Below are 13,243 nucleotides of genomic sequence, written 5' to 3'. Positions count from 1 at the left end.
AGGCTATACGAATCAATTATGTTCTGTTGATTTGTATAACCTCTTTTTCTCATTTCTAGAAATATTGAATTTTATCCTTGTATTTGCTATTGTGAAAGTCGGTAAATTCCGCATAATCTCAATGTTTTTAATAGATTTTATGTCGTTTTTACGATATAATGAAGAGTAAATAATTTTAGGAGGAATATACACATGAAGGGTAATGAGCTGCGTCAAGCATATTTGCAGTTTTTTGAAAGTAAAGGACATTTAAAATTAGATACTTTTTCTCTTATACCAGAAAATGATCCATCTTTATTATTGATCGGGGCAGGTATGGCGCCATTAAAGCCTTTCTTTACAGGGAAACTGGTACCTCCTTGTCGTCGTATTACAACAAGCCAAACATGTATGCGTACAGGTGACCTTGAGAACGTAGGTCGCACAGCGCGTCACCATACATTCTTTGAAATGCTTGGTAACTTCTCTTTTGGTGATTACTTCAAAAAAGAAGCTATCCATTGGGCATGGGAGTTCTTAACTGAGGTTATTAAACTCGATAAAAATAGATTATACGTTACTGTATATCCAGATGACCAAGAGGCATATGATACTTGGCATAAAGAGTGTGGAGTAGAAGAAAGCCACATTTCTCGCTTAGAAGACAACTTCTGGGAAATCGGTGAAGGCCCATGTGGTCCAGATAGCGAAATCTTCTTTGACCAAGGTCCTGAACATGGTTGTGATGATCCTAACTGTGCACCGGGCTGTGATTGCGATCGCTACCTTGAAATCTGGAACCTTGTATTTACTCAATTCAATAAAATGCCAGATGGTTCCTATGAGCCATTACAACATAAAAACATCGATACAGGCGCCGGTCTTGAGCGATTGGCTTCCGTATTGCAAGGTTGCAGAACTAACTTCGAAACAGATTTGATTTATCCAATTATCGAAGCTACTGCAAAACGTGCTGGTGTTACTTATAACGATAACCCTAATACCGATGTATCTTTGAAAGTCATTGCTGACCACGCTCGTGCTGTAACAGCATTGATCTCCGATGGTGTATTGCCATCTAATGAAGGTCGCGGTTATGTATTGCGTCGTATCTTGCGCCGTGCTGTACGTCATGGTCGCTTATTAGGTATTGAGGGTATCTTCTTAACACCGCTAGTTGATGTAGTAGTAGATATTCTTGGCCCTGGTATTAAATCCATTGCTGAGAAGAAAGACTTCGTTAAACGGGTAGTTCAAAACGAAGAAGAACGCTTTAACCAAACATTGGAACAAGGTCTTGAGTTATTAAACTCCTTGATCGACACATTGGCTGCTGAAAAAGCAACTGTAGTTCCTGGTTCTGAAGTATTCAAATTATATGATACTTATGGATTCCCTTGGGAATTAACAGAGGAAATCGCATCTGAACGTGGTTTTACAATCGACCATGAGGGCTTCGAAGCTGCTATGAAAGAGCAACGTGAACGCGCTCGTGAAGCTCGTGTTAAAGAAGATGCGAAGGTAGCCACACCAGACATTACTTTCTTGAAAGACGAAGAACTTATTGAAGATGAGTCTGTTAAAGCATCTTCTGTATTGATGATAGGTAAAGGTGCTGAGCGTTTACAAACAGCTGCTGACGGTGATGAAATTACGATTATCGTACGCACAACTCCATTCCATGCAGAAGGGGGCGGTCAATTGGGCGATACAGGCTTCATCGTGGGCCCAATGGGTAAAGTAGAGGTTCATAACACAAAACGCTTACCAGAAGGCACAGTATACCATATCGGTACTGTTGTAGAAGGCTCCATCTCTGAAGGTGATGATGTAGCTCTTGAAGTAGATACAAACCGTCGCTCTGCAATGGCTCGTAACCATACTGCAACTCATTTGTTACATGCTGCATTAAAACAAATTTTAGGCGACCATGTTAACCAAGCTGGCTCCTTAGTAACGCCAGATTACTTGCGTTTCGACTTCACTCATTTCTCTCCTGTAACACAAGAGGAACTTGATCAAATCGAAGCTCTTGTAAATGAAGAGGTACTTAAAGCTACTGATCTTGCTATTGCTGAAATGTCCATGGACGAAGCAAAAGAAAAAGGTGCGATGGCACTCTTTGGTGATAAATATGGTGACGTTGTTCGCGTTGTAGAGGTTCCAGGCTTCTCCGTTGAATTATGCGGCGGTTCTCACGTAGGTAATACTGCCTTCGTAGGCTCCTTCCGTTTAACTTCTGAAGCTGGTATCGGTTCCGGCGTACGTCGTATTGAAGCTATTACTGGTCGTGCAGCTCTCGATGCAGCTAAACAAGATCGTTTGACCATCGAACGCATGGCGGGCGAGCTTAAAACTAAAGCACCTCAAGTAGAAGAACGTCTACATCAAGTGTTGGCAGAAGCTAAAGAAACTGCTAAAGAATTAGAACAAATTCGTAAAGAAGTTTCTGCTGCAGGTGCTGCGGATATCATTGCTGGGAAAGTCATGATTGGCGATGTTGCATTTGTAGCGGCTGCTGTAAAAGCATCCTCTATCGATGAATTACGTGACTTAGCAGATATGGGCCTAGATAAATTAAATGGCTCTGGCGTAGTCCTCGTAGGTGCTGCTATGGGTGACGATAAAGTTAACTTTGTATGTAAAGTATCTAAAGACGTTGTTGCTAAAGGTGCAAAAGCTGGTAACATCGTAAAAGCTGCGGCTCAAGTAGCTGGTGGTAATGGCGGTGGTCGTCCAGATATGGCTCAAGCAGGCGGTAAAGAGCCAGCTAAATTGATGCAAGCATTAAAAGCTGGTGGTGAGGAATTAACATCTATGTTACAATAGGCATATAATTTTATAATTATATTTCTATCTGTTATAGAAAAAATTCATAATACATAAAAAGTTAATGACTATGTACCTTTGATTCAAGTATAATAGTAGGCGAGGTTTCACTTTCACAAGTGAAGCCCGCCAATGTAATAAAAAGGAGGGATACGATGAAAGTTTCTGATGAAACCATGCTATTCCGTAAAGTAGACGATGAACCGATGACAGCAGAAGAAGTGCTTACTCGTGTTTATCAATCTATTCAAGAAAAAGGTTACAATCCAATCAATCAAATATTAGGTTATCTAATCTCTGGTGATCCAGCGTACATTACTAGTTATAATAATGCACGTTCTGATATTCGTCGCTTAGAACGAGATGACTTGATTGAGGAATTGTTGAAAGAATACGCAAAGGCTAAACAATTATAATGAGAATTATGTCATTAGACGTGGGCAGCCGCACTATCGGTATTGCCTGTAGCGATGCACTGCTCATGACTGCACAAGGTATTGAAACCATTCGTAGAACATCTCTTGAAAAAGACTTTAATCGCTTACAAGAACTTATTGCTGAATATGAAGTACATGAGCTTGTAGTAGGTATGCCAAAGAATATGAATGGTACAAAAGGTGAACGAGCTGAAAAGACTGAAGAATTCGTTGAAAAGATGAAAGAAGTCATCGATTTACCTGTTTCATATTGGGATGAGCGGTTATCTACGGTTATGGCTGAACGCCAACTCATTGCAGCTGACGTAAGTCGTAAAAAGCGTAAATCTGTTATTGATAAAATGGCAGCGGTTGTAATTTTGCAAGGATACTTAGATCGCTTGCAGTTCAATAAATAAATCTTTTTTTCCACAAGGAGGGTTTCCAATGGTTGACCAAAACTTTGAAGGTGAAGTGTATTATTTAGAATTCGAAGACGAAAACGGCAATAAACAATACTTCACAGAAGATGTTGTTCTAAACCATGAAGGTCGTGAGTATGCAGTTCTTGTACATGTACAAGACGAAGATGCAGACCACGAAGGTCAAGATGACACATACATGATCTTGGCTAGCATCGAAAAAAATGAAGAAGGCGTAGAAGAATACGTACCTTTAGATGAAGAAGATGAAGTTTTTGAAACTCTAGTAAAATTGTATGAAGAAATGGGTGAAGACGAATAATCGTCTTTAAACATAAATCTAGCGTATTGCGTAGAGCAATGCGCTATTTTTATGTTTGGAGATAGTTAGTATTGAATTATAAACTAAGGTGTTCATTCATATTATTAGCATGACAAAAAACTATAATTGATATATCACATAAGCAGAGGGAAACAAGGTGATTAATACCCTTTTGTGTAGGGGAAATATAGAGTTTATGGTATAATAAAGTGATAAATACTGTTATGTTACAGAAAGGAACTCAAGGACGTGAGAAAAGCCTTAAGATATATTCTAATTCTTGCTATTATTGGTGTATTGATTATTGGCGGTGGTCTTGGTGCACTATACCTGATACCTAATACCTTCGCTCAAGATGATGGTACCCAAGTTTTAGTTATTGAAAAGGGTCAAACGGGCTCTGAAATTGCAGATATGCTCTTTGAAAGAGGTCTTATCCGTTCTACCCAAGGTTTCAAACTTTGGTTGTACTTGAGCGGTACTAATGACAAGCTACAAACTGGGCACTACCAAATTCCTAATAAGGTAACTGTGCGCGAACTCATTTCTTTATTACAAGAAGGTCATGTAGAATCGATTCGTGTTACCATTCCTGAAGGATATACCGTTGGGGATATTGCTATTGTTCTAGAAAAAAATCAAATTATGAAGGCAAAGGACTTCTTAGCAGAAGCGAAAACCTTTGTACCATATCCATACATGAAGGGTACAAGACCTGCTACATATCCAGTAGAGGGCTTCTTATTCCCAAGTACCTATGAGATTCCAGTAGGGGCGACACCACGCGAAGTCATTCAAATGATGGCTGACGAAATGAATCGTTACCTCACACCAGCTGTGAAGAAACAAATTCAAGCGCAGCACATGAGCATTCATGACTTTGTTACATTAGCATCTATTGTTGAACGTGAGTCTTTATTTGATGCGGATCGTCCTACTATTGCGGGTGTGTTTAAAAAGCGTTTGGCTCATGGTATTCCATTACAATCTGATGCGACCATTTCCTATGTACTTGGTTACGCAAAAGAAAACGTAACAATTGGTGATACTCAACTACAAAGCCCATATAATACATATGTATCTAAAGGTTTACCACCAGGACCGATTGCTAACCCTGGTAAAAAATCTTTAGACGCAGTATTACATTCTGAAAATACAGATTACTTGTACTTTGTAGCAGATAAAGAAGGTCATAATCACTTCTCTAAAACATACGAAGAGCATTTAGCGGAAGTTAATAAGATTTATGGTGCAGATACTGCAACAAGTGCGACTCCTTCTGCCACTACAGAAATCGCAGCACAAGCAGGTCCTAACTATGACGTAGCAGTAGCAACTACAGAGCCTGACTACAACTATAGTTCTGCAGAAGCGGTGGAAGCAGATTCTCAATATGTTGACGTAGAACCTACGTATAAATACACGCCAACAACTGTTCCAGCAGCTGAGGTTCCAGCTCCTACGCCTGCTCCAACACAAAATCAAACACCAACTCAAGTTACACCAACTACTCCATCTAATGGTAATAGCAGTAATAATACTTATGTACCGACTACTAATCGTGCACCAGAAACGACTCCGTATGTAACTCCAAGTACACAAGAGGTACCGCGTATTGAAGTGAAACCAGCTGAATCAGTTGATCGTTCTACGATCAACGTGCCTACTGGTAATAGCAATAAATAATGTAGGAGATTGAATCTACTTTCATGACATTAAATGATATTTTAAATGAACAGCGTATTTATGCGATGATTAATGATGTACCGATTTTACGTGAATCCGAGGTTCATCTATTTGAAGAATTAATAGGTTTGTACCGGCCCACCTCTGTGTTAGAGGTGGGCACCGCCATTGGTTACTCAGCTTTATTGATGGCTCCGCTACTCGATAAAGAGGAGGGACACATTACATCTATTGAATCAGATGATGTGCGTCACGAAATGGCGAAATATTATATTAACCAATCCGATTATGCCGATAAAATTAGATTGTTGAAAGGCGATGCATCTCAAGTCTTAACGGAACTCACTGGGGAATATGATCTAGTGTTCTTAGATGGTCCTAAGGGGCAATATCTAAAGCAATTAGAGCTCATTTTGCCGCATGTGAAAGAAGGAGGCGTTATCCTAGCGGACAATGTACTCTTTAGAGGCTATGTGAGGGGCGATAAGGAGCCGCCAAAACGGTTCAAAACTATCGTAAAACGGTTAAAAGAATACTTAACATATGTTGAAAATAAAGAATTGTTTAACACCACCATTTACCCTATGGGTGATGGCATGAGTGTGAGTGTGTGGAAAGGGCACAACAAATAATGGCAGAACATTTTATGGAATTGCTTTGTCCTGCAGGGAATATGGACAAGCTTAAAATGGCGATTCGCTATGGTGCGGATGCCGTATATTGCGCAGGTAAACGTTTTGGCTTGCGCGCAGGTAACTCTAATTTCTCCGACGAGGAATTAAAGGAGGCTGTAGAATTCGTACATGCTCATGGTAAAAAACTCCATGTTACATGTAATATCATTCCTCACAACGAGGACTTTGAAGGTTTAGAGGACTATTTGAAATTCCTTGAAAGTATCGGCGTTGATGCAATCATCGTTGCCGATATGGGCATTTTTAGCCTTGCTAAACGCGTGGCTCCAGGTCTTGAACTTCACGTAAGTACCCAAGCTTCCACTACAAACTGGCACACAGTTCAAATGTGGAAAGAACTTGGTGCTACACGTGTAGTAGCAGCTCGTGAAGTATCTTTAGCAGATCTTAAAGAAATGAAGGATAATGTAGATATTGAAATCGAATCCTTCGTACATGGTTCCATGTGTATTTCTTATTCTGGCCGTTGTCTTTTGTCTAACTACATGACAGGTAATCGTGATGCGAACCGTGGTCAATGCTCTCAATCTTGTCGTTGGAAATACTCCCTTGTAGAATCTAACCGACCTGGTGAATACTATCCAATTGAAGAAGATGAGCATGGTACATATATCTTTAACTCTAAAGATTTGTGCTTGATTCACCGCATTCCAGATTTATACGAAGCTGGCGTAGATAGCTTAAAAATTGAAGGTCGTATGAAATCTGTTCACTACTGCGCAACAGTAGCGAAAGTATACCGTACAGCGATTGATGCATACCTTAAAGAAGGTAAAGATTGGTACGTTCGTCCAGAATGGATTGCAGAATTAGAAAAAATTTCCCACCGTCCATATACAGATGGCTTTGCAGAAGGTCGTCCTGACGAAACGGCTCAAAACTATGGCAAATCTACTAATACACAAAGCCATGACTTCATCGGCTTAGTTATGGGCTACAATGAAGAAGAAAAATACGTTGATCTTGAACAACGGAACAACTTCAAAGTAGGCGATAAAGTAGAATTCTGCCAACCTAAAGGGGACCTTGTAGAAACTGTAATTGAAAAAATGACAGACGAAGATGGTAATCCAATCGACGTAGCGCCTCATGCACAAATGAAGGTTCGTATCTATATGGATACACCACTTGAGCCGTACTCCATGATGCGTCGTGAGTGCAAACCTAAAGAGGATTAATAGTTTACATATACTAATATAAAAGATCTTACATTTGAGTAGTAGTTACATTAACAATGGTATTTAGATTATAACAGTAAGCGATATATGGAGTAGCTTTGAAGGAGGGCGATTATGAGTGGTATAGCTTTAGAACCGAGTAAATCTATCGGTGCATTTCCAGATATACCTGACTTACCGACCTCCGGAGAGGAAGCGTATGTGTACTTTCATATAGATCCTACACATACGAACTTCATCAATCGTATCATTGAAGGCTATGAATACTTAGGTGTTATGACCTCTGTAGATACAAGTGGGCGGTGCATGTTGCGCTGTACGCCCTCTACGCGGTCATTGGCTATTGACGTATTACGTAGTTTATCTGATTATGTCACTATCGAAAATTAAGTATATTGTTGGTTTTATCTATATCTAGTGTGCACCTATGTAAGTCTGTTACAGCATCTTATAGGGCATACAACTAGAACCAAGTATATGAATAGTAGAGAAATGAGAGTATATCTATGAAACAATCTATTTTGAAACGTGCATTATTAACAGCTTGCCTTGGTGTATCTATGGCAGGTGTGGCTATGGCAGGCCCTGTAGGTCCTGTCATCATTCCTCAAGCAGGGGATGTGGTTATTATCAATCATGGCCCTGATATGACTTTCACAGGGAATATCAATTTTGATGTGGAAAGCCAAACCAATAATAATTTACAAATTGGTTCCACAGTAATTCCTAATGTTGTATACGGTGCAGCGTTCAATAAATTAGGTGCACCAGATACAATTATCCCAGCGCAAACTTACGTATATGTAGGCACAAAAGATGGGGCGAACGCTTTCACAGAAGTTAGCGATGCTGACAAAAAAGGGGCTAACTGGAACGTAGAAACGTTGAAAAAAACTAAATCTGGCGACGTGCAATTGGCCAGCCGTGGTGTTCCTGAAAAGCCATTGGCAAACCAAGTAGCAACCATTAAAGATTCCATTATGCTTAGCGCTGTAGACCTTAGTACAACAGAGGTAGGTCGCAATAGCAAGGGCGTTCTATACATGACTGTACCTAAGGAATTGAAATTGACGGCTGATACTGCTATTCCAGAAGACGTACGGGAAACAATGCCAACTATGTTCCGTGGTAAAATGGGGGACTCCCTCATGGTAAACCTTATGCCTCTCAATGAAGAGGAGAAACAACAATTAGCGGTAAATCCACATAATGCAAATACAATCGTATTCAACCGTGGTATGAGCATGGCGAAAATGATTGGCTCTTCTGCACGTACTAGCAAAGTGTACACATACATGAAGGACCATTACTTAAACCTCGTTATCGTAGCGAAAGATTACGACGATAATGGTGCTCGTGGCAGCGGTGTTATGATGGTTTCTAAACAAGATAACTCCAATGATGTGCTCTTAACACTTTACAAAGGCCCAGACCTTTCCAATAGTAAGTTGGAAAAAGTAATTGGTGCTATGTTATCTACAAACTTCAAACGCTAATAATCTAGCCTATGTACAGTGAGCTGTAGTACAGCTACATTGGTTAGCGTATATATGATAATCTTAATAAACGGCTCGAGTTTGATATGTACCCCTTTTAATGGACAACCCGTAAAGGGGTACATATCAGTTATATCGGGCCGTTTTTATATGATGTGTTTGAAGGCATTTCTTTTATTTATAGATTTTGTGAAATTTACAGTTAAACTGTATTGAATTTTTTAATTCTCTATGATACTATAATCTAGTAAAAGTTATGCAAAGGACATGATTCTCATATCCCTGTGTACCAGAGAGAGGCTGATGCTGGAAATGCCTTACACATATATCAGAGTTACCCCCTTTAAACTGATTTGTCGAACCTAAGTAGGCAAATACGGCCGCCACCGTTATCGGGCTTAATGAAGTGAATTAACTATACACATATATTCGTATAGGTAGTTAACTAGGGTGGAACCGCGAATGATCTTCGTCCCTTGTTTGTAGGGATAGAGGGTCTTTTTTTATTACCAAAATCCAACTATCCTAGTTTATAAATTGGAGGAAAGAAAAATGGCAGATGTAAAAATCATTTTACCTGATGGTAGTGCAAAGGAATACGCTGCTGGCACTACTCTTGGGGAAGCAGTAAAACAACTATCTAACAGCTTAGCTAAAAAAGTACTAGCTGCAAACGTAAACGGTGAATTAACAGATCTTCGCGAAGAACTCGTAGATGGTTCTGAAGTAGCTTTCTTAACATTCGAAGAAGATGGCGGTAAACATACTTTGCGCCACACAGCTTCTCATATTTTGGCACAAGCGGTTAAACGCTTATGGCCTGAAGCTAAATTGGCTATCGGTCCTGCTATCGACAAAGGTTTCTACTACGATATCGATATGGAACATACTTTGACTCCTGAAGATTTAGGCAAAATCGAAAAGGAAATGAGCCGTATTGTGAAAGAAAACTTGCCTATTACTAAATCTGTAATGTCTCGTCAAGAAGCTATTGAGTTCTTCAAATCTAAAAACGAAGACTACAAGGTAGAATTGATTCAAGACCTTCCAGAAGATGCAGTAATCTCTTGCTACTCTCAAGGCGATTTCATCGATCTTTGTGCAGGTCCTCACGTAGCATCCACTGGTAAGGTGAAAGCTTTCAAATTACAAAGCATTGCAGGTGCATACTGGCGTGGCGATGAAAAAAATAAAATGTTGCAACGTATTTATGGTACAGCATTTGAGAAAAAAGAAGACCTTGATGCATACCTTCACTTGCTTGAAGAAGCAGCTAAACGGGACCACCGTAAACTTGGTAAAGAACTTGGCTTGTTCGTTATCAAAGAAGAAGGCCCTGGTTTCCCATTCTTCTTACCAAAAGGTATGGCACTTCGCAACGAATTAGAAAACTTCTGGCGTGAAGTTCACCATGAATTTGATTACGAAGAAATTCGTACACCAATCATCTTAAATAAACAATTGTGGGAAACATCTGGTCACTGGTTCCATTACCGTGAAAACATGTACACTACAATTATCGATGATGAAGAATATGCAATTAAACCAATGAACTGCCCAGGTGGTATCTTGGTTTACCAAAACGAAATGCATTCCTATCGTGACTTCCCATTGCGTTATGCTGAACTTGGTTTAGTTCACCGTCATGAATTATCTGGTGCATTACACGGCTTATTCCGTGTACGTGCATTCACACAAGACGATGCTCACGTATTCATGTTGCCAGATCAAATGCAATCTGAATTGATGAAAGTTATCGAATTGTTCGACCGGATTTACAGCCAATTTGGTTTGAAATACCATGTTGAATTGTCTACTAAACCAGACAATGCAATGGGTGATGATGCAATTTGGGAAGCCGCTACAGAAGCATTGCGCAATGCGATTGAAGCCAAAGGGATTCCTTACGTAATTAACCCTGGCGATGGTGCATTCTACGGTCCTAAACTTGACTACCATATCGAAGACTCCTTAGGCCGTACATGGCAATGTGGTACTATCCAATTAGATATGAACTTGCCTGAACGCTTCCAAATTGATTACGTTGGCGAAGATGGTCAAAAACACCGCCCTATCATGATTCACCGTGCATGCTTCGGCTCCATGGAACGTTTCATCGGTATCTTGACTGAACACTATGCAGGTGCATTCCCAACTTGGATGGCTCCTGTACAAGTTAAAATCTTGCCTATCTCTGAAAAACATGTTGAATATGCTAAAGAATTGGCAAAACAAATGCATCGCGACTATGTACGTGTAGAAGTGGATGATCGTAGCGAAAAAATTGGCTACAAAATCCGCCAAGCACAAATGGCAAAAGTTCCATACATGCTTGTTGTGGGGGATAAAGAGGTTGAAGAAGGCACAGTTAACGTTCGTAAACACGGCGGTGACGAATTAGGTTCTGTACCATTCGAAGAATTCTTCAATGCGATTAAAATCGAAATCAAAGAACGCAACTAACCTTAAAGGGCTTAGTTATTTCTGATGACTCTATAATAGGTAGGGTTTGGTCCTCACTAAGTGAACCAAACCCTACCTTTTTGTTTTTCTCTAAATAAAGTTTTTAGACAACTAAATAATTTAGAAGATTAAGAAATATATATTGCATAATTTTCACTAAGCTGTATAATTTAATGTTAGTGAACTTAGTACAAATATTAAGTTGACTTATATTCTCTTTAATTGTTACCTGTGAGTAGCGAAAGGAAAAAACTATGAAAGATGTAAATTCATACGGCTGGAAAGCTGTCATTGGTTCTTCTGTGGGCTATGCCATGGATGGTTTTGATCTCTTGATTCTAGGTTTTATGCTAACCTTGATATCAGGGGATTTAGGTTTGTCTACGGGACAAGCTGGTTCGTTAGTTACGTGGACCTTAATTGGTGCTGTATTAGGTGGCTTTGTTTTTGGTACCTTATCGGATAAATATGGCCGTGTTCGCGTCTTAACCTGGACTATCGTACTCTTTGCTGTATTTACTGGACTCTGTGCCTTTGCTCAAGGCTATTGGGACCTACTTATTTACCGTACAATCGCTGGTATTGGTTTAGGTGGTGAATTTGGTATCGGCATGGCATTAGCTGCTGAAGCATGGCCTGCGAAACACCGTGCAAAAGCGACTAGCTATGTTGCCCTTGGTTGGCAATTAGGCGTATTGGCCGCTGCACTATTAACACCGTTATTGATTCCTTACATCGGATGGCGTGGCATGTTTATGATAGGTATTATTCCTGCCTTTGTGGCCTGGTTCTTCCGTGCGAAATTACATGAACCAGAAATTTTTGTACAAAGCAAAGAGGTAAATGAACATTCCCATACGGAATCCTTTAAATTACTTGTGAAAGATGTAGCCACTACGAAAACATCGATTGGTGTGGCCATCTTAACATCGGTTCAGAACTTTGGTTACTACGGTATTATGATTTGGTTACCTAACTTCTTGAGTAAGCAATTAGGTTTCTCTCTTACTAAATCTGGTTTATGGACTGCCGTTACAGTATGCGGCATGATGGTTGGTATTTGGCTATTCGGACGATTAGCGGATAAACTTGGCCGTAAACCTACATTTATCCTATTCCAAGTATGTGCAGTAGCTTCTATTTTGATTTACTCCCAACTATCTGATCCAACAGCAATGCTATTTGCTGGTGCTATTCTAGGTGCCTCTGTAAATGGTATGATGGGTGGCTACGGTGCTTTAATGGCAGAAGCGTACCCAACAAGCGCTCGTGCAACAGCTCAAAACGTATTATTTAATATCGGTCGTGCTGTAGGTGGCTTTAGCCCAATGGTGGTAGGTATGATTATCTCTATGTACTCCTACCAAGTGGCAATTGCCTTCCTTGCGATTATCTATGTAATCGATATTTTAGCAACAGTATTCTTGATTCCTGAACTAAAAGGTAAGGAATTAGAATAGGAAAAGCAATCTAATACAATTAAAAATCCTACAATTTCCGGAAATCAGAAATTGTAGGATTTGGCTTATAGGACAAAAAGTGTGTGTAAAAACCCTTATAACACTAGATATTTACTAGTGTTATAAGGGTTTAATCTTTTTTTGGAGAAGTTTGAGGGTGGACAAAAAGTGTGGGTGAAAACATCAATTAACCCTTGTAATTACTGACTAAAATGAGGTTATATCTTCCTATATATAAACAAATATGGAGGAAGAGTTTATGCGACAAATAAAATGTCCTGATTGTAATGAAACATG

The 13,243-nt window shown here is 39.7% G+C and carries 11 protein-coding genes and 1 other annotated feature; all 11 genes read left to right on the top strand.

Going from position 1 to position 13,243, the window contains the following annotated elements; genetic code table 11:
* Positions 1-192: 192 nt before the first annotated feature.
* The 11 genes from alaS (at position 193) to VRHSUH09_RS08555 (ending at position 12,946) form a co-directional block, all read left to right on the top strand.
* Positions 193-2,808, top strand: coding sequence for an alanine--tRNA ligase (gene alaS, locus VRHSUH09_RS08605; protein WP_105081929.1), 2,616 nt, complete (start codon positions 193-195; stop codon positions 2,806-2,808).
* A gap of 155 nt (positions 2,809-2,963) precedes the next feature.
* Positions 2,964-3,224, top strand: coding sequence for an IreB family regulatory phosphoprotein (locus VRHSUH09_RS08600; RefSeq protein ID WP_009351224.1), 261 nt, complete (start codon positions 2,964-2,966; stop codon positions 3,222-3,224).
* On the top strand, positions 3,224-3,643 hold the full coding sequence (ruvX, locus tag VRHSUH09_RS08595; RefSeq protein ID WP_005386119.1) for a Holliday junction resolvase RuvX: 420 nt from the start codon (positions 3,224-3,226) through the stop codon (positions 3,641-3,643). The genes VRHSUH09_RS08600 and ruvX overlap by 1 nt, the downstream gene beginning before the upstream one ends.
* A gap of 28 nt (positions 3,644-3,671) precedes the next feature.
* Positions 3,672-3,968, top strand: a complete 297-nt coding sequence (locus VRHSUH09_RS08590; protein ID WP_009351240.1) for a DUF1292 domain-containing protein — start codon at positions 3,672-3,674, stop codon at positions 3,966-3,968.
* A 249-nt stretch (positions 3,969-4,217) separates the two neighbouring features.
* On the top strand, positions 4,218-5,654 hold the full coding sequence (gene mltG, locus VRHSUH09_RS08585) for an endolytic transglycosylase MltG (RefSeq protein WP_105081928.1): 1,437 nt from the start codon (positions 4,218-4,220) through the stop codon (positions 5,652-5,654).
* Between the two features lie 23 nt (positions 5,655-5,677).
* The gene (locus tag VRHSUH09_RS08580) at positions 5,678-6,286 is read left to right on the top strand and encodes an O-methyltransferase (protein ID WP_105081927.1); all 609 of its coding nucleotides are present in this window, start codon (positions 5,678-5,680) and stop codon (positions 6,284-6,286) included.
* Positions 6,286-7,527, top strand: coding sequence for a peptidase U32 family protein (locus VRHSUH09_RS08575; RefSeq protein ID WP_105081926.1), 1,242 nt, complete (start codon positions 6,286-6,288; stop codon positions 7,525-7,527). The genes VRHSUH09_RS08580 and VRHSUH09_RS08575 overlap by 1 nt, the downstream gene beginning before the upstream one ends.
* Positions 7,528-7,641: 114 nt before the next feature.
* Positions 7,642-7,917 carry a DUF4911 domain-containing protein gene (locus tag VRHSUH09_RS08570; RefSeq protein ID WP_054746786.1) on the top strand — a complete coding sequence of 92 codons (276 nt, stop codon included), beginning with the start codon at positions 7,642-7,644 and terminating at the stop codon, positions 7,915-7,917.
* A gap of 116 nt (positions 7,918-8,033) precedes the next feature.
* Positions 8,034-9,023, top strand: a complete 990-nt coding sequence (locus VRHSUH09_RS08565; protein ID WP_105081925.1) for a hypothetical protein — start codon at positions 8,034-8,036, stop codon at positions 9,021-9,023.
* Between the two features lie 247 nt (positions 9,024-9,270).
* Positions 9,271-9,503, top strand: a binding site (T-box leader).
* 72 nt (positions 9,504-9,575) lie between these two features.
* Entirely contained in the window at positions 9,576-11,486 is a 1,911-nt protein-coding gene (thrS, locus tag VRHSUH09_RS08560) for a threonine--tRNA ligase (protein ID WP_105081924.1), read from the top strand.
* Positions 11,487-11,740: 254 nt separating this feature from the next.
* On the top strand, positions 11,741-12,946 hold the full coding sequence (locus tag VRHSUH09_RS08555; RefSeq protein ID WP_105081923.1) for an MFS transporter: 1,206 nt from the start codon (positions 11,741-11,743) through the stop codon (positions 12,944-12,946).
* Positions 12,947-13,243: the final 297 nt, after the last annotated feature.

It is taken from the genome of Veillonella rogosae JCM 15642 (assembly GCF_002959775.1).
Taxonomy (GTDB): Bacteria; Bacillota; Negativicutes; order Veillonellales; family Veillonellaceae; genus Veillonella; species Veillonella rogosae.
The sequence above is the reverse complement of the archived record's forward strand: the minus strand, read 5'-3'. Positions and strand labels throughout refer to the sequence as shown.